The 17,994-nt window shown below is 61.3% G+C and carries 16 protein-coding genes; 9 read left to right on the plus strand and 7 right to left on the minus strand.

Translation table 11 applies throughout. From position 1 onward, the window contains the following. Nucleotides 1-135 precede the first annotated feature (135 nt). The 5 genes from ABI_RS21640 (at nucleotide 136) to ABI_RS21660 (ending at nucleotide 7,440) form a co-directional block, all read left to right on the plus strand. On the plus strand, nucleotides 136-771 hold the full coding sequence (locus ABI_RS21640) for a CC0125/CC1285 family lipoprotein (RefSeq protein ID WP_006275211.1): 636 nt from the start codon (nucleotides 136-138) through the stop codon (nucleotides 769-771). A gap of 559 nt (nucleotides 772-1,330) precedes the next feature. Next, on the plus strand, nucleotides 1,331-2,872 hold the full coding sequence (locus tag ABI_RS21645) for a tryptophan halogenase family protein (protein WP_040309833.1): 1,542 nt from the start codon (nucleotides 1,331-1,333) through the stop codon (nucleotides 2,870-2,872). A gap of 3 nt (nucleotides 2,873-2,875) precedes the next feature. Further along, the gene (locus ABI_RS21650; protein WP_083811599.1) at nucleotides 2,876-4,360 is read left to right on the plus strand and encodes a tryptophan 7-halogenase; all 1,485 of its coding nucleotides are present in this window, start codon (nucleotides 2,876-2,878) and stop codon (nucleotides 4,358-4,360) included. 3 nt (nucleotides 4,361-4,363) lie between these two features. After that, the gene (locus ABI_RS21655; protein WP_006275214.1) at nucleotides 4,364-5,869 is read left to right on the plus strand and encodes a tryptophan halogenase family protein; all 1,506 of its coding nucleotides are present in this window, start codon (nucleotides 4,364-4,366) and stop codon (nucleotides 5,867-5,869) included. A 29-nt stretch (nucleotides 5,870-5,898) separates the two neighbouring features. Next, nucleotides 5,899-7,440 carry a tryptophan halogenase family protein gene (locus tag ABI_RS21660; RefSeq protein WP_006275215.1) on the plus strand — a complete coding sequence of 514 codons (1,542 nt, stop codon included), beginning with the start codon at nucleotides 5,899-5,901 and terminating at the stop codon, nucleotides 7,438-7,440. Nucleotides 7,441-7,462: 22 nt separating this feature from the next. Here ABI_RS21660 and ABI_RS21665 read toward each other — a convergent pair whose 3' ends face one another. Beyond that, entirely contained in the window at nucleotides 7,463-8,242 is a 780-nt protein-coding gene (locus ABI_RS21665) for an IclR family transcriptional regulator (protein ID WP_006275216.1), read from the minus strand. Nucleotides 8,243-8,666: 424 nt separating this feature from the next. Here ABI_RS21665 and ABI_RS21670 point away from each other — a divergent pair, with 424 nt between their 5' ends. Then, nucleotides 8,667-9,950, plus strand: coding sequence for an MgtC/SapB family protein (locus ABI_RS21670; protein WP_006275217.1), 1,284 nt, complete (start codon nucleotides 8,667-8,669; stop codon nucleotides 9,948-9,950). A gap of 48 nt (nucleotides 9,951-9,998) precedes the next feature. On the opposite strand, the gene ABI_RS21675 is transcribed toward ABI_RS21670, so the two are convergent. The 5 genes from ABI_RS21675 to ABI_RS21695 form a co-directional block, all read right to left on the minus strand. After that, on the minus strand, nucleotides 9,999-10,766 hold the full coding sequence (locus ABI_RS21675; protein ID WP_006275218.1) for an SDR family NAD(P)-dependent oxidoreductase: 768 nt from the start codon (nucleotides 10,764-10,766) through the stop codon (nucleotides 9,999-10,001). 83 nt (nucleotides 10,767-10,849) lie between these two features. Next, nucleotides 10,850-11,155, minus strand: a complete 306-nt coding sequence (locus ABI_RS21680; protein WP_006275219.1) for an ArsR/SmtB family transcription factor — start codon at nucleotides 11,153-11,155, stop codon at nucleotides 10,850-10,852. Further along, on the minus strand, nucleotides 11,145-14,411 hold the full coding sequence (locus ABI_RS21685; RefSeq protein ID WP_040309834.1) for an efflux RND transporter permease subunit: 3,267 nt from the start codon (nucleotides 14,409-14,411) through the stop codon (nucleotides 11,145-11,147). The genes ABI_RS21680 and ABI_RS21685 overlap by 11 nt, the downstream gene beginning before the upstream one ends. Beyond that, entirely contained in the window at nucleotides 14,411-15,424 is a 1,014-nt protein-coding gene (locus tag ABI_RS21690; protein WP_006275221.1) for an efflux RND transporter periplasmic adaptor subunit, read from the minus strand. Before ABI_RS21690 ends, ABI_RS21685 begins: the two co-directional genes overlap by 1 nt. Nucleotides 15,425-15,440: 16 nt before the next feature. Further along, entirely contained in the window at nucleotides 15,441-15,773 is a 333-nt protein-coding gene (locus ABI_RS21695) for a rhodanese-like domain-containing protein (protein ID WP_006275222.1), read from the minus strand. Between the two features lie 270 nt (nucleotides 15,774-16,043). Here ABI_RS21695 and ABI_RS21700 point away from each other — a divergent pair, with 270 nt between their 5' ends. From ABI_RS21700 to ABI_RS21710, 3 genes are read left to right on the plus strand one after another with little or no spacing between them, the layout of a single operon-like run. Then, on the plus strand, nucleotides 16,044-16,181 hold the full coding sequence (locus ABI_RS21700) for a YgaP family membrane protein (RefSeq protein ID WP_006275223.1): 138 nt from the start codon (nucleotides 16,044-16,046) through the stop codon (nucleotides 16,179-16,181). Between the two features lie 7 nt (nucleotides 16,182-16,188). Then, nucleotides 16,189-16,545: a carboxymuconolactone decarboxylase family protein gene (locus tag ABI_RS21705; RefSeq protein ID WP_006275224.1), complete on the plus strand. Its 357-nt coding sequence runs from the start codon at nucleotides 16,189-16,191 to the stop codon at nucleotides 16,543-16,545. A 60-nt stretch (nucleotides 16,546-16,605) separates the two neighbouring features. Beyond that, a complete protein-coding gene (locus tag ABI_RS21710; protein WP_006275225.1) occupies nucleotides 16,606-17,496 on the plus strand; it encodes a universal stress protein in 891 nt (296 codons plus the stop codon). A gap of 20 nt (nucleotides 17,497-17,516) precedes the next feature. Here ABI_RS21710 and ABI_RS21715 read toward each other — a convergent pair whose 3' ends face one another. Further along, nucleotides 17,517-17,957: a hypothetical protein gene (locus ABI_RS21715; protein ID WP_040309835.1), complete on the minus strand. Its 441-nt coding sequence runs from the start codon at nucleotides 17,955-17,957 to the stop codon at nucleotides 17,517-17,519. Between the last annotated feature and the right edge of the window lie 37 nt (nucleotides 17,958-17,994).

The following is a 17,994-nucleotide window of genomic DNA, read 5'->3' on the forward strand; positions in this document are numbered from 1 at the left end:
TTTATGTTGAGTAGATGCGGGTAAGCGCCGCTCCGGGGGCCGGTTTGATCAGGCTGTCTGATCGAGCGTTTTATTCGGTGATCTGTTGCACGGCGGCCAAGGCCGCGTTGGCAGCAGGCGAGAAGGAATTCCACAATGAACAAATTTCTGACCATCGTGGCTTCGGCCATAGCCATAAGTGCAGTTGGCGGCCTGCCATCTGTCGCTATGGCGCAAGACTCTCTCTATCAGCCTGTCGCCTCAACGGGTGGTGCGGGTTACACGTCGGCCTCTATGGGCGATAATCGCTATGTTGTCGTCTTCACGGGCGAAGCGCGCACGAAGAAGGCCGTGGCGGCCAACTATGCCTTGCTGCGCGCCGCGGAATTGACGGCAGAATCCGGCTTTGAGTGGTTCGCCGTTCTCAGTTCCACGGTCAAAAGCATCGAGCAGGGCGGCGAAGATGATATTGCGTCGCGCACGGGCTCTTTCATGGGTAACACCATGTCCGCGACGGGCAGCGCCGGTGGATCGGGCACAGGTCCGGCTGGTGGCAATAGTGCCGGGGGCGGTGACGGCAATGTTCAGATGGGCCCTTCCACAGGCGGGTTCGGCGGCGGTGATGTTCCTCCGTCGGTTCTCGAACGTTGGAAGCCAAAGAAGGTCATTCAGGCGGCTCTGATTATCCAGATGGGCAGTGGTGATGAAGCCAAGTTCGACGGCGTCAAAAAACAGCCGGAAATCTTCGAAGCCAAGTCGACAATCGAAGAACTCCGCGCGTCCATGCAATAGGTCGGTGCTAAGTTTGTGCGCTAAGTCATGATAATGACTTGGCGCACGGCACTTCACGGGTCGCGCCAAGGTGTTTTGAGTATTGAATGTTGTCGTTGCGCTTCAGTGTGTAGTTCACGCAAGTTGTGATTGGCAAAATGGGCATTTAAATACTTTGTATGCGCGCCTCCAAATCTCAAAGTACAGTAGTTCATAAGTCTATTTATACATTATATTTGTTGACTTTGAATTTGTATGAGTTATAATGATTGTGGTTTCAATTCTTCTCCCGAAAAATTGTGCCAAAGCGATCGGGGGCGTCGCGCCCGAGAAACGCGGCGCCCTTATCACGTTTTCACCTGTCACATCGAAGCTATGAAACGGTCGCCGTGAGCTATATCCGGCGCGTAGTCGTGCTTGTGAGTCTCCCCCGCGCCAACCACAAGACGACACGTCGGTACACCGCAAGGACGGTGGCAGATTGACGCAATTGCTCATGATCTTGGTCGTTATGGCGCAATTCATTGTATAACTATATTCCAGGCCAGGCCCGACACTCTGGCGGAGAGGACACCGAGCAATGAGCGATAATCCCCAGGCAATTAAAAGCATATGCATTGTGGGCGGTGGTACGGCGGGCTGGATGGCGGCATCCGCCCTGGCGCACGAATTCAAGAGACTGCCGATCTCCATTACTCTGGTGGAATCCGACGAGATAGGCACGGTGGGTGTTGGTGAAGCCACCCTGCCTCACATCCGTAATTTCAATACAGCCCTCAACATAGACGAAGTCACCTTCATGAAGGCGACCGAAGCGACATTCAAACTCGGCATCGAGTTCTGCAACTGGGGCCGTATCGGCGACCGTTATATTCATCCGTTTGGCGACTACGGCGAAAAGATCGACGGCATTCCCTTCTATCAGCATTGGCTGCGCCTGCAGAAACTCGGCCTGGCCTCCCGTCTTGACGATTATGCCTTTCCGACCTCCATCGCCGAAGCCAACCGTTTTCGCCACCCCTCGACCGACCCGACCCGGATAGAATCGACCTACGGCTATGCCTATCAATTCGACGCGACACGCTACGCCGCCTTTCTGCGTCAGTTTGCCGAGGCGCGGGGCGTCGTCAGACGGCAGGGCAAGGTCGTTGATACGCGACTGGACGCCGAAACCGGGCATGTCGCAGCGCTGACGCTGGACAGTGGCGAGGTTGTAGCGGCCGATCTATACGTAGATTGTTCCGGTTTTCGCGGCCTTCTCATCGAGCAGGCGCTGAAAACGGGCTATGACGATTGGAGCCAGTGGCTGCCGTGCAATCGGGCCTTGGCTGTGCCGTGCGAATCGCGGGGCACTTTGACGCCGTTCACGCGCGCGACAGCCCTCGAAGCCGGCTGGCAGTGGAGGATACCATTGCAGCATCGCACGGGCAATGGCTACGTCTATTGCAGCAGTTTCATCAGCGATGAGGACGCCAGTCGCCGCTTGCTTGGCAATCTGGATGCGCCGGCCCTGGCCGACCCGCGTCAGCTCTATTTCACAACCGGCCGACGCAAGAAGTTATGGAATCGCAATGTTGTGGCCATCGGGCTTGCCGCAGGGTTCCTGGAGCCGCTCGAATCGACCTCGATCCATCTGATTCAGGAAGGCATCAGTGAGTTGCTGCATATCTTCCCCGACAAGAGATTTCTCCAATCCGATATCGACGAATATAACCGGCGCATGGGGGTGAATTTTGAACGGGTGCGCGACTTCCTTTTATTGCACTATGCGGCGACCCAGCGTGACGATACCGAGATGTGGCGGCATTTCCGCAACTTGAAACTTCCCGACAGTCTGGAAGAAAAAATCCAGATATGGCTTACGCGCGGGCAACTCATCCGCTACGAGTTCGGCGTTTTCCTGCCACCAAGCTGGGTTGCCGTCATGTTGGGACAGAACCTGTTACCGCGTCATTATGATCCGCGTGTCGACCGGATGGCGCACGATACCTTGGTCCAGAACGCAGAGGGCTTGCGGCAGAGGGTGAACGCCGCGGTGTCGGCAACACCCGACCATAAGGACTATATCCGCCAAATGGGGGCGGCGTCCGACACTGGCCCCCTGATCGCGCAGGCCGTTTAACCCATGGGAACATCTGATACATCGCCTGCGCAGACTGCGGGCCGTCACGTAGTGGTTTGCGGCAGTGGTTTGGCCGCTCAGCAGGTTTGCGCCGCCCTGGCGCCTTATCTTTGCGACGCGCTCAGCGTGACCTGGATTACGGGTATGTCGGGCGCGGATAGCGATATCGTTTATGGCAACCTCGCACCACCAACGGCCTACGATTTCAACCTGTCGCTGGGGGTCTCCGAACCGGACCTGATCCTGAACAGCGATACGACCTTCTCATACGGAACGCATGTCACGAACTGGGGCGCACGCAGGCTGAACTGGGTGCAGGCTTTTCATCAGCCTCTTCCGGTCCTCGAAGGGGCGACGTTCCAACACTACCTGACGCAACAAGGTCAGTCGGCTCTGGAGCCGTTTCTGGTATCGGCCATGGCGGCACGGCGCGGCGTCTTTGCTCACCCGCCGGAAGACCTTGCCCACCCGTTGTCGCGGGCGGAATACGGCTATCACTTTGACGCCGCGGCGTACGGCGCCCTGTTCGAGCTTGCCGCCGCTCGTGGCGGCGTGCGAAAGGTCGCGGCAGATATTTCCGCGATTGATGCCGTCGATGGCGTCATTAACGCCGTTCATCTGAGCAATGGCCAGACCCTGACGGCCGGTTTGTGGATCGACGCCACGGGGCCGCAAGCTATGCTTCTGTCGCAGATCGCCGGGGTGCGTCAAGGCACCCGGCGTCTGTGCTTCCATCTGACGCGCATGGAAACGGAAACGCCTGGCCCGGCCGTTACCACTATCAACGGTACGCCTTATGGCTGGCAGGCAAAGACGGCCTTGCGCACCTCAACGCTCATGCTGACGACCAGCGATCCAGACTCGGACCTGGAGGCCCAAGCCGCATTGGAGACGGCTCCGCTAAGGTCGGCGACCGTCGATATCTGCTGGCGCGACATGGCCTGGGTTGGCAACTGCGTTGGCATAGGTCACGCGGCCTGTGTGGCGGAACCCCTGACCATCGCGCCCATGCGCCTGCTTCAGCGAGATATCGAACGCCTGCTGCCCCTGTTGCCGGTTTCTGACGACCTGTCGGTAGAGCGCCGCGAGTATAATCGCCAGGCCTTGGCGGACTATGTCCATGCCGACCTGTTCACGCGCGCCCTATTCGAGACGCAACCCATGGACGGGGCTCCGTACTGGCGTGCCGCCACCCGGACACCTGCCGATGAACGCCTGGTACGCAAGATCGAACAGTTCGAAAGCCGCGGTCTGCATGTCGCTTTCGATCTCGAACCGTTCGGTCCGGAGGACTGGCTCACGCTTCACTACGGAATGGGGCGCAGTCCGTTGCGATATGATCGCACTGTTGATGGCGCGGACAGTGCCAGGATCAGGCAGTATCTCGAGACACTCCGCGGCAACATTGAGAATGCGGTCCGATCCATGCCACCTCACGCAAGCTATCTGAACGGTCTGACCAACTATCTTCGACAAACTAAAGGGTGAGGCATGACCTCGTATATAAAGAAGATCGTCATTCTGGGCGGCGGATCCGCGGGCTGGATGACGGCGGCGGCACTATCCAGCCAACTCGATCCGAAATTCGTTTCGATCACCCTGGTCGAGTCTGACCAGATCGGCACGATCGGTGTCGGCGAAGCGACCATCCCTGAGATCATCAATTTCAACCGTCACCTCGGCATTCGCGAAGACGAGTTCATGAAGGCGACCCACGCCACCTTCAAGCTGGGCATCGAGTTCGTCGACTGGGGGCGCAAGGGCGATGCCTATATACATCCGTTCGGCGGCCATGGCGTCGACATGAATGGTTACGAGTTCCATCAGTACTGGCTGCGCAGCCGTGCCGACGGCAATACGCATCCGATCGACGCCTACAGCATGTCCGCTGTTGCTTCCCGCCAAAACCGGTTTGACCTGCCGGGAACGACAAATTCTCCGCGCGGTCATATTCGCTATGCCTATCATTTCGATGCCACCCTGTATGCCCGTTTCCTGCGCACCTATGCGGAGGCGAGGGGCGTGCGCCGTGTCGAAGGCAAGGTCGAGGAGGTTCTGCAAGCGCCGGAATCGGGAGACATCACCGCGCTGAGGCTCGACACGGGCGAGACGATCAACGGGGAACTGTTCTTCGACTGCACGGGGTTCAGCGCGCTTCTGATCGGGAAGACCCTGGGTGTTGGGTATAATGACTGGAGTCACTGGCTGCCCTGCGACACGGCGCAGGCGGTGCCTTGCGCCCATGCCGGTCCGCTCTTGCCCTATACGCGCTCGACGGCCCGGACCGCGGGCTGGCAATGGCGGATCCCGACCCAGACCCGTACCGGCAACGGTCATATCTACAGCAGCGCCTTCATGGAGGACGACGAAGCCACCGCGATCCTGCTCGCCAATCTTGACGGCGAGGCCATGGCATCACCTCGTCAAATTCGCTTCAAGGCCGGCCACCGCCACGCCTTCTGGAAGAAAAATTGCGTCGCCATCGGCCTGTCGGCCGGTTTTCTTGAGCCACTGGAATCGACCTCGATCTACCTGATTCAGGAAGGCATCAGCCGCTTTATCGCGCTGTTTCCCGACGCTTCGCTGCCCGAGGTGGTGCGCAAGGAATATAACCAGCACATGCAGACCGAATTCGAGCAGGTGCGCGACTTTATTATTCTGCATTACAGTGCGACCGAACGCGACGATACGCCGTTCTGGAACTACTGCCGCAACATGAGCATTCCCGATAGCCTCAATCACAAGATCGAATTGTTCCGGACGGCGGGTCGGACCTACGCCTACAGGGAGGAGCTGTTCGGACGCCCGAGCTGGATTGCCGTGTTCCTCGGCCAGGGCATCATGCCGCGAAGCTTCGACCCTGTGATCGCCATGCTGCCGTCTGATGCCGTGAGGGACAGCCTTGACTCCATGCGTCAGGCCATGCACGCCGAAGCTGGCCGCATGCCCACCCACGCCGCCTTTCTGCAAAGCTACTGCCCCGCTGTAAGGGCCTAAATTTTTAGCGCCAACCGCAAAGCCACATCATGCAAGATCTGAGAATTCGCAAAGTTGTTATTGTCGGCGGGGGAACCGCCGGATGGATGGCGGCCGCCGGTATGTCGAAACTGCTGCCGGCCAACCAGGTCGCCTTCCGGGTTGTCGAATCCGAAGCCATCGGCACGGTCGGTGTCGGCGAAGCGACCATCCCGCATATCCTCTACTTCAACCGACTTTTGGGAATCGACGAGAACGAGTTCGTCAGAAAAACCAATGCAACCTTCAAGACGGGGATCGAATTCGTCAACTGGGGACGGCTTGGGCAGAGCTATATCCACCCGTTTGGCCCTTACGGCGCCCCAATGGACGGCATCCACTTCCACCATTTCTGGCTGCGTTATGCGGCCATGGGCAAGGCGCCACCGCTGGAGCGGTACAGCCTGATGATACAGGCCGCACGGGCCGCCAAGTTTCAGCGCCCGGACCCGTCCAAGGTCAATACCGCGCTCAGCCTTATTGCCTATGCCTTCCATTTCGATGCCAGCCTTTACGCGCGTTTGATGCGCGAGCACGCTGAGGCCCGAGGCGTGACCCGGACAGAAGGCCGTATCACAAATGTGGTCCAGGATCCGCACTCCGGGCACGTCCAAAACGTCGTCCTGGAAACGGGCGAGGTCATCGAAGGTGACCTGTTCATCGATTGCTCCGGATTTCGCGGGCTGCTGATCGAGCAGACTCTCAAGGCAGGCTATGATGACTGGAGCCACTATCTGCCGTGTGACCGTGCCGTTGCACGGGCATGTGAGAAGGTCGCTGATCCGATCCCCTATACGCGTGCCACGGCCAAGGCATCGGGCTGGCAATGGCGCATCCCGCTCCAGTCGCGAACGGGTAACGGCCATGTCTATTCCAGTGCCCACATTTCCGACGATGCCGCGCTGGACAGCCTCAATGCGGATCTGGATGGCGCCCCCCTCACGGAGCCGAACTTTCTGAGGTTTACCGCCGGCATACGAAAGAGCCCCTGGACGAAAAATGTCGTATCCTTGGGGCTGGCGTCGGGTTTCCTGGAGCCGCTGGAATCGACGTCGATCCACCTGATCCAGACGGCCATCGCCCGCCTGATGACCAATTTTCCAGACAAGACCTTCAACCAGCCGGACATCGATTATTACAACCGTCGAACTCGGCTGGAATATGAACAGGTCCGCGACTTTATCATTCTGCACTATAATGCGACTGCGCGCGACGATAGTCCGTTCTGGAACTATTGCCGGACGATGGAGATACCCCAGACGCTTGCAGACCGTTTGGCCATATACCGGGAGAATGCACGGCAATACCGACACGACAACGAACTGTTCAACGAGGTCAGTTGGCTGGCCGTCATGCAGGGTCAGAATATCGAGCCGAAGCGTTACCACCCGATCGCCGACATGATCTCGGAGGAGGAACTCGTGCGCCGCATGACTCATTTTGAGGACGACGTCACGCGGTCGCTTGCGACGATGCCCGGCCATCAGGCCTTTATCGACCAGCATTGCCGCAGCGCCGGGGGCTGTATTAAAAGCGCATCCCAAAACGTGTGACGCACTTGGGTTGAGAGGCGGTTTACGAGCGGATCGCGCCCAGTTCTTCCGAGATCTGGCGGCAGGTTTCCTGCAGCACGACGCGGGCATCATCGCGCTCCACTTTTTGTGTACCGTCGATCAACTGGAGAAACGGCACCGTCAAGGCCGCCACGGCGACACCGTTGCCACCGAAGATCGGATAGCTGATGTCGGTCACGCCCACTGTGCGCGCACTTTTCATCATCTCGTAGCCTCGCGCCCTGACTTTGCGCAACGTCGTCTCGAGCGCGGAATCCAGGCTGAGCGGGGGCACGGCACGGCCGTCGTTCACGGCGTCGAACGCCAGCAAGACATGGCCGGAACAGCTTGTCTCAAGGACAATCTCGGCACCGACGCGGACGGCGAAAACGGTGGGGCCCGGAGTCTGTTGCCTATGGACGATCATGCCACGTTCTGCGTTTCGGACAACCAGGTGACACGACTGTTCGATACGGTTGGCGAGGTCGCGCATGAAGGGGGCCGCAGTTTCGACCAGATCGTCGACCGGTGTCGCCTTAAAACCCATCTCCAGCAGACGGAGCGTCACGCGAAAACGGTCTCCCGGATGGCGCCGCAACCAGGCTAGTCGCTCCATCACCATGATCACGCGAAAAATCTCGCTGACCGAAAAGCCAAGTTTTCCGGCCATCTCCGTAATCGTCAGGCCGCGCGGAAACTCGGAAAGTAGTTCCAGGATTGTGAAGCCTTTTTCAAGCGCCGGCGCGCTGTAGACGGGCGCCTTTGTTGCGGTATCGTCAGGGATCTGGGACGAACTGGCCATGGGTGTGGAACTCATTAATTTCGACGACGATCATGCACGCAAGCAACTGCCTGACTCATCTTAGACACAAGCGGGTGCGGTATAGCAATAGGGCGCGAAGTCCTTGGCTGCAAGGGGTTTGGCAGGGGAGGGCACCGTCGAGACAAATGGAAGCGCGCCCATTCAGACCATGCCCGTTCGGTCCCGTCCGCCTATTCCGACCATCGGTACCCGCGACATCTTATGATCGCCGAATTTGCGCTGGATCAAGGTCCGCCGCCGTAGACGGAGGCAAGGTGGCGCCTGTGACCTGTTACCCCGTAGACTTTCGTAGCAAATCTGACGCGTCCGAACGGTGCAGGCGCCTGAATCCTTGTACGCGGAATCTGGTACGGGCGGCCCCGCTGGCCGTTCTGCATCTCACCCCCGTTGAGGCGCACGCAAGATGACCGTCTCCCTTGGCGCGCCCCTGGAGTCTTTTGAAGGTGTGGTCCTGGCCCTCGGCCTGGGTCTGCTGATCGGCATCGAGCGTGGCTGGTCGCGGCGTGACGACCCTGACGGTTCACGCGTGGCCGGCATCCGGACCTTTGGCCTGCTGGGGTTCGCCGGTGGCATAGCCGGAAGGCTGGCCGACGGATCGCAGGTACTGAGCGGAATTATTGTGATAGCGACCGCTGCGGCCCTGGTGACCGGATATGCCCGCCATGCCAGGGCCAGCGGGAATTTTAGCGCTACATCGACGATTGCCGGTCTGGTGACCCTGGCGGTCGGTCTGTGCGCCGGCCTTGGCGAGATGACGCTGGCTGCGATCTCGGCCGCCCTGATGACGGTACTGCTCTCGTCGCGGCGGCAACTCCATGGCTGGCTGAGTGGGCTGAACGAGTCAGAGGTGCAGGCGATTGCGCGCTTCGCGGTCATCAGCCTTGCCGTTCTTCCGCTGCTGCCCGATGCCGACTTCGGGCCGTTTGGCGCCTGGAATCCGCGGCATATTTGGATGGTCGTCGTTCTGGTATCGGGCCTGTCCTTCGCCGGCTATATGGCGGGGAAGCTATTGGGACCGTCGCGTGGGATCCTGGCAACTGCAGCCGCCGGAGCGGTGGTGTCTTCGACCGCCGTGACGGTCGCCCTGTCGAGCCGTATCCGTCATGGGGAGGGCCAGGAAGCTGTTCTGGTTGCAGGTATCGCCATTGCCTCTGCCGTCATGTTTTTGCGTGTCCTGATTTTGACAGCGCTGCTGGCGCCGTTCGCCTTGCCGAGCCTGGGCCTGCTGGTGGCGCCGGCTGCGATGACGGGCGTGGTATGCGCCGTCTGGCTGATCTGGCGGTCGCGGGCGGCGCCTGGCACCGTCTCTTCAGGCCTGGGGGTGCGTAATCCCTTCGATCTGTGGCCGGCCCTGTTCCTTGCCGCCCTGGTTGCCGTCCTGTCGCTGGCGGCCCGCTGGCTGTTGGCTGAGATCGGCGAAGCCGGTTTGGCCATCGCTCTGGCAATATCGGGCATGGTCGATGTCGACTCGGCGATTATCACCATGGGTAGTTTGCCGGACAATGCCTTGCCCGGCACGACGGCAGGCTTGATCCTGGCGGCACCCGTCATGCTCAACACCCTGGTCAAGACGGGGGTGGCTATCGTCACGGCCGGAGGGCGCAATGGCTGGCGCGCCGCCACGCCCTTGCTCCTGAGCCTGGCCGCGGGGCTGGCGGGGGCGCCATTCCTGTTCTGGCACCCCTGAAGCCTTTCCGCGCTGTTTAGCCGGGGGCGAAAGCGGGTTTTCGCAAGCTCAGCGCGCGGTATAACCGCCGTCGATCACAAGTTCTGAGCCGGTGATGAATTTGGATTCGTCGGAGGCGAGATAGACGACGCCCCAACCGATATCGTCGGCCTCGCCCATATGGCCGAGTGGGTGCAAACTGCCGACCGTCAATTTGAATGCCTCCGAATCCGTTTGGCTCTGTTCGGCAACACCGGCCACCATCGGAGTCCAGATATAGCCTGGATGAATGGAATTCACACGGATGCGGTCGGGAGCAAACAGCATGGCGTCGGTCTTGGTCATCAGCCGGACGGCGCCTTTCGAAGCGTGATAAGGCGGATTGTCCGGCGCGCCGATCAATCCATAGATGGAGGATAGGTTGATGATCGAGCCGCCGCCGGCCTGACGCATATAGGCGATGACGTGCTTGGTGCAGAAGAAGACGCCCTTGACGTTGACCGCCATGACGGCGTCCCATTCAGCTTCGCTGACCTGGTCCGTCGGTTTGGCCGTGCCGGCGATCCCGGCATTGTTGACCAGGACGTCGATCCTGCCCCACGTCGCTGCAATCGAAGCGAAGACGTCGGCCACTTGCGTTTCTTTGGCCGTATCCAGATGCCAGAAGCGGGCCTCGCCGCCTTCAGCGCGAATGGCGGCAGCGACCGCTTCGCCTTTTGAGTCTATGTCCGTGACCGCGACCCTGGCGCCTTCGCGCGCCAGGAGACGGCAGGCCGATTCACCCAGGCCCATGGCGCCGCCGGTAACGATGGCAACCTTGTGTGCGACTCTGTTCATGGTGGCTCATCCTTATGCGATTTAAGGATTGGAGCTTAGGTCGAGACCGTCTTCGGCGCCTTGATCGCGGTCAATGCCCGGGCTCACCCGCCATACAGCTCGCACAGCACATCGACGACGCGCCGGGCGCCCTGATCGGCAATCGAGTAATAGATGGTCTGGCCATCGCGCCGCGTTTCGACCAGTTCTTCGGCCCGCATCTTGGCCAGATGTTGCGATGTCGTCGATACCGACTGACCGACATAGTCGGCCAGGTCCGAAACACTGGCCTCGCCGTCGAACAACCGGCACAGAATTGACAGCCGATGCTCGCTGGCCATCAGTTTCAGCAGACGCGTGGCCTTGCGGATGTTCGGCGTCAGGCTGTCGATGTCGGCTTCAGCTTTCATGGTGTAGTTCCGTGGCCCGTTCCTTCATGACGATGTAGATGGCGGGTATGACCAGGACCGTCAACAGGGTCGAGGACAAAAGCCCAAACAGCAGCGATATGGCCAGGCCCTGAAAGATCGGGTCGGTCAGGATCACCGCCGCTCCGATCATCGCCGCCAGCGCCGTCAGCAGGATGGGTTTGAAGCGCGTAGCTCCGGCTTCGAGCAACACCTCGCGCAACGGCCGGCCGTAGCTTCCGTCCGGCTGTTTGTAGTGCCGGATGAAGTCGACCAGCAGGATCGAGTTGCGCACGATGATCCCCGCGAGCGCGATGAAACCGATCATCGAGGTCGCCGTAAACGGCGCCTGGAACAGCATATGGCCGATGACGATCCCGATCAGCGTCAGAGGTACGGGCGTCAGGATGACCAGTGGCAGCTTGAAGGATTTGAACTGAGCCACCACCAGGGCATAGATGGCCAGCAGGGCCACGCCGAAGGCCGCCCCCATGTCGCGGAAGGTGACCCAGGTGATTTCCCATTCACCGTCCCACAAGATGGTCGGGCGGGTTTCGTCGTCCGGCTGGCCGTTCAGCCGGACCACAGGCGTGGGCAGGCCGCCCCAGTCGGCTTTTTTGATCGCCGCATTGATGTCGAAAATGGCATAGACTGGCGCCTCATACTTTCCAGCCAACTCCGCCATGATCATGTCGGTATCGCGGCCGTTGCGGCGGAAACCGTGCGTCGATGTGGCTTCCTGACGCAGGGTGGTGACCTCGTCCAAGGCGACCAGTCGAATACCTTCTCCTGTCCGGGCAACAGCGACCGGCATGGCCAGCAGGCTGTGGCCGGGTGTGCGCTGGGACTGCGGCAGGCGTACGGCGATGTCCAGCGGATCGCGGCCTTCGCCACGGCTTACCTGGGCCAGTACCTGACCGTTCAGCAGCGCATTCAAGCTGGCATAGACCTGGCCATCGCTCACGTTCAGCGCTTCCAGTTGGGTGCGGTCGGTGACGACGCGGGTGCGCGGTGCCGCAACGCCGTAGGAATCATCGACATCAACCACATAAGGAATCGACTTGAAGATGCCTTTCAGTTTTTCGGCCACCTGACGACGGGTGGTGGCATCGGGACCGTAGACCTCCGCCAGCAAGGTCGCCATGACCGGCGGCCCCGGTGGCGCCTCGACCACCTTGAGCACGCCGCCGGCCGGCAGTGGCACGGCCTTCAGGCGCTCACGCAGGTCCAGGGCGATGGCGTGGCTGCCGCGATGGCGATGGTGTTTGGCCTGGAGTTGGACACTCAGGTCACCCTGTTCGGGGCCATTTCGGAAATAGTAGTGGCGTACCAGACCGTTGAAGTTGAATGGCGCCGCGGTCCCGGCATAGGTGTCGATGGCTTCGACTTCTGATAAGGCGGTGGTGATGCGCGCCGCCTGGTTCAGCACACGCTGAGTGGTTTCCAGAGTCGTGCCCTCGGGCAGGTCGGCAATGACCTGAAGCTCCGACTTGTTGTCGAAGGGCAGAAGTTTCACCGTTACCGTCTTGGTGGCAAACAGGGCGCAGGCCAGCAGCGTGGCGACCCCGACGCCGGCGAGAAAACGGCCGGCCGATCGCCGGTCCTTGATGACCGCCCCGGCCACCCGGCGGTACAGGCGCCCGATCAGGCCTTCGTGGTCGTGGCCGTGCGTCGGCAATGACGTTCCTGCAGGAAGGGTTTGGCCCGCAGGAAGGATTTGGCGCGCAAACCGGATCATCAGCCACGGCGCCAGGATGACGGCGACGAAGAAGGAGAAGATCATGGCGGCAGAGGCGTTGACAGGGATGGGCGCCATGTAGGGCCCCATCAGCCCTGAGACGAACAGCATCGGCAGCAGGGCCGCCACCACGGTCAGCGTGGCGATAATGGTGGGATTTCCGACTTCGGACACGGCATCAACCGTGGCCTCGGCCCGGCTGCGGCCGTCGTTCATGCCCCAATGGCGCGAGATGTTCTCGATCATGACGATGGCGTCATCGACCAGTATGCCGATCGAGAAGATCAGGGCGAACAGGCTGACCCGGTTGATGGTGTATCCCATCAGATTCGACGCGAACAGAGTCAGCAGGATGGTCGTCGGAATCACGATCGCGGTCACACCCGCCTCGCGCCAGCCAATGGTGAACCCGATCAGCACGACGATGGAGACAGTGGCGAGGCCCAGGTGAAAGAGAAGTTCATTGGCCTTTTCGTTGGCACTCTCGCCGTAGTCGCGGGTGACGGCGATGTCGACACTGGCCGGGATCAACGGTCCCTTGAGCGCTTCGACGCGCTTCAGAACGGCGCCCGAGACCACGACGGCGTTGGCGCCCTGACGCTTGGCGACGGCCAGGGAGACTGCCGGCGCCTGGGTCCATTCGCCGTGTTTCACTTGGCTGTAGCGGAAGACGTGGACCTGGTCTTCACGCGCCGCTTCGACGACCCGGGCGACATCGCGCACCAGGACGTTCTCGCCCGTGATCGATGGCACGGTGATCAGCCCGACCGCCTCGGCGGAAGGCAAGGTCTGGCCGGCGGTCACGGCGACCGCGCGGTTGTCGCTGCGCAGGCGCCCTGCAGGATAGGCGCTGCCGGCCGCCTTGACCGTCGACATCAGGGTGTCCAGCGCAACACCGCGGGCGCGCATCAGCGCGGCGTCCGGTTCAATACGGATTTCACGCGGGCGGCCGCCGGTCACGAAGGTCAGGCCGACATCGTCCACCTTCATCACTTCGGTCCGCAACCGCACCGCCAGGTCGTAAAGCGCCTGATCGGTCATGCGGTCGCCCGTGCCGGGGTGGGGGGACAGGGTCAGCACAAGGGCCGGAACGTCGTTGATGCCACGCACCTGGACCCGCGGTTCGGCCGTGCCCGACGGCAGGCGGTCGTAATTGGCGCGCAGCTTTTCGTGGATACGAACGGCGGCATTGTCGGGGTCGGTGCCGACGTCGAAGCGAGCGGTGACCAGAACGCTGTCGTCATCGACAAAGCTGTAGATGTGCTCAACGCCGGCGACGCTCTTGATGATGGCCTCCAGCGGCTTGACCACCCGTTCGGTAGCGTCCGGTGCCGCCAGCCCTGGCGCGGCGACCATGATATCGACCATGGGGACACTGATTTGCGGCTCTTCCTCACGTGGGATCGACATGACGGCCAGAAGCCCGACCAGAATGGCGACCAACAGAAACAGGGGCGTCAGAGGGGAGTTGAGGGCGGCTTTGGTCAAATTGCCCGAAATACCCAAACGGTGTCCGCTCATCACTGGCCTCCATAGGCAGCGAGGCGGTCACCGCTGTTCAGCCCGCCGATAATTTCAATCTGGGTGGCGTCATAGTCCGTCGTTTCCACCGTCGTTTCAACCACATGTCCATCCGGCTGGACCAGGCGGACATAGTCCAGGCCATAGCGGGTCTGAACATAGCTACGCGGCAGCACAACAGCCGGTCGCCGGCCCAGCCGAATATAGGCCGTGACCCTGGCGCCGATGGGCAGGTCCTGCAAGCCCGAAGGGGTGACATCGGCCGTTATCTGGCCAAGGCTAACCGACGGGTAAACCTGGGTGATGGTGCCGGAGGCGGTTCGGCCAGGAACCGATAGTTCGACCGTATCGCCGGGTTTCAAGGCACGACCCTGACCTTCCGGCAGCTCAATGCGCACCACAGGCTCGCCAGCCGTGATCGTGGCGACCGACTGTCCCATCATCACGACCGAACCCTGGGGGACGGGTGCACGCAGGATGCGACCGGAATCGGGTGCATAGATCGCACCCTCATTGCCATAGGCATTGCTGGCGGCGACCTGAGCGTGGGCGGCACGCGCCGACGCCTCGGCGGATTTATAGCCAGCCTCGGCCTGATCCAGTGCCGCTTGAGCATAGATGCCCTTGTCGAAAAGGGTTTTGACCCGGTTGTACTGCGCCCTGGCCTGGACGGTTTGAGCGTCGGCCGCGGCCGCCTGGGCGCTGTAGGCGCTGGTCTGGGGGGCGATCTTGCTGTCCTGGACCCGGCCAATCAGCTGTCCCTTCTGCACGACGTCGCCCTCACGCACACGCAGGTCGACCAGCGTGCCCGACAATCGCGCCGAGGCTTCGGCCATCTTGTAGCTGGTCAAGGTACCGGCGATGGGCTTGAGGTCATCGACCTCTGTTCGGGCGGCGGTGAACACGTGGCCGGCAGCCTTTTCGGCGACAGGCGGTTCCGGCTTGTCCCCGCAGGCGACCAGCCCCATAAGGCTGGCGGTCAGAAGCAGGGCGGGTAACAGACGGCGCGGCATGACAAAGTCTCCCAGGTTATCGAACGGTCGGCAGGCCGCTGGCCTTCCACGCACTCAGCCCGCCGGCCAGGTGATGGCTTACGGCGACACCGGCCTTGCGACAGGCGTCCAAGGCGCGCCCCGAGCGGACGCCCCCGGCGCAATGCAGGACGACGGTCTTACTGCCGTCAACCGGGAGTGATTTCGGGTCGAAACTCGACAGCGGCGCATTGATGGCGCCGGCAATTCGCTCCGCCTGATATTCTTCCGGTTCACGGACGTCGACCAGAAGGAAGTTGCCCTGGCGGAGGCCGTCGCGCACGTGATCCGGATCAAGGTTTTGCGTGGACGTTGAGGACAGATTGAACATGACGAACTCCGGGGGGCAAGAATGTATTTGCGTAATTAAGAATATGCGATAATATAAATATATCAATATGTCAACCGGCGCATGTGCGCAGGCGGCAAATATGAAACCTGTCATCCCCCCGGGTGCCCCCAACACGAACGTCAGGATCGAGTGGATGGCGCTCGATCTGATGGGCGCCCACAAGCTGAAAAGAGGAGACCAAGGCATGACCCTTGACCGCGCAATTATGGCCTTCGCAGGCCTCGTCGTTCTGACCGGCCTTCTACTGGGTTGGTTGATATCCCCTGGTGGTACCTGCTGTCGGCCTTCGCCGGCGCCAACCTGATCCAGGCGGCGATAACCGGCTTTTGCCCTGCCGCCATCGTCTTCAAGGCCCTGGGCGTGAAGCCCGGCACGGCGTTCAAATAGGTGCATCATGACCAAGTCCTATCCCGATATCACCAAACGCATCTCCACCGGCATCCGGTCGCTGCGCAAGGACATCCCGGACACTATGGCGGGGTTTTCCGCTCTGGCGACGGCGGCCACCAGGGACGGCGCGCTCGATAAGAAGACCAAGGAGTTGATTGCCTTGGCGATCGGCGTTGCGACCCGCTGTGACGGCTGCATCGGGTTTCACACCGAAGCCCTGGTCAAACTCGGGGCCTCCCGGGCCGAGGTCGAGGAATGCCTAGGCATGGCGATCTATATGGGCGGAGGTCCGTCGCTGATGTATGCCGCCGACGCCTTGCTGGCCTACGAACAATACGGCGGCGGACCGGCCATTGCTTGATCCGTATCAAGGTGATCTCCCGCGCCTCTGTCATTCTGTCGGCGGTCTATGGAGGTTCACATGTCCATCAAGTCGCTTCTTCTTGTCTTTGACGGCTACAACCACGATCTGCCCGCTCTGAATCAGGCTCTGTCCCTGACACAGCACAGCCGATCCCATTTGCGCGTTGTGCATTTTGCCGAACCGCCGATCCTGCCCGAAACCCTCGGGCTCGGCCTGTATGCCGGCGCGATCGCTGACGGCCCGGTCATAGATCTGCTCGAAGCCACCTCGCGCGAGCTCACGGACACCGCCCGCGCCCACACAGGCAGCCAATGTGTGCACCATGGTGTGCCTCTGCTCAGCGATGGCGAACCGGGGGTTATGGGCCAGGCGGCCGCCACCTTCCGGGTGGTGGTGGGTACCGCGGCCGATGCCCTGGCCCGCGAAGCCCTGGTAACGGATCTGGTCATCCTGAGTTGGGATAATCAGCCTCATGGCAATTTCGCGGGTGTGCTGACGGCACTGTTCGGAGCCGACCAGCCGGTGCTCCTGCTTCCGCGACATTCTGCGGTGACGGGTTACGCCGATGGCTTTGCACGCACGGTGGTCTTCGGCTGGGACGGCAGCCGCGCATCGGCCCAGGCGCTTCGCGAGGCCGTGCCGCACATGCTGCACGCCGACGAGGTTTTTCTGTTGCGCATCGCCCCGCAGCGCCAGGATGCCGACCTGGTCTCGGAGGAGGATCTTCTCGCCTACCTGCATAGCCATAGCGTCTCTGCCGACTTCGTACGCGCCGAGCGTGGCACCCGAACGATCGGTCAAGCCCTGCTGGAGGAGGCGCAGCGGCTGGGCGCGGACCTGCTGGCCATGGGCGCCTATGGGCATGGCCATCTGAGCGAGATGATCCTGGGCGGGGTTACGGACCACGTCCTCAAGCATGGCAGCCTGCCGTTGCTGCTGGCGCACTAGATCGGACAAATGAGCGTTTGTCAGTCCGCGAACGCGCGGAAGAGGCGCTGCGGTCCAAGAGCGGCGCGGGCGACGATCGGATCAACCGCATGGGACCAGGCTTCGAAAAGGCCACAATATATCCGGCTGGCATCGGCAACGGAGTCGGTCAGGTTTTCCAGGGATCGTTGCTGCAGGGTGAGAGCGTCGGCCAGGGTCCTGCACATCAAAGTGTCACGTGAAAGGGCGGTGAAACGGCCCACGGACGCCAGGCAGGCTTCGGTGGAAGACTTCCGGATGTCATCGATCCGCCGTGACGTCTCGTCGCTGGCGGCCATGGTGGCGGCAAGACCGTCGGCGTAGAGCGCCAGGCATTCCCCCGACATCTGGTTCAGACTATCGCTGGCGCGGCCGATCGTTTCGTTGATTTCGTCGGCGGCCGGCAAGGCGATGGCATTCAAAGGGCTGGGGGAGGCGGGCATGTGTGGAGCCTTTGCGGAGCAGGTGGATGATCGGACC

This window comes from Asticcacaulis biprosthecium C19 (assembly GCF_000204015.1).
In the GTDB taxonomy this organism is placed as follows: domain Bacteria; phylum Pseudomonadota; class Alphaproteobacteria; order Caulobacterales; family Caulobacteraceae; genus Asticcacaulis; species Asticcacaulis biprosthecius.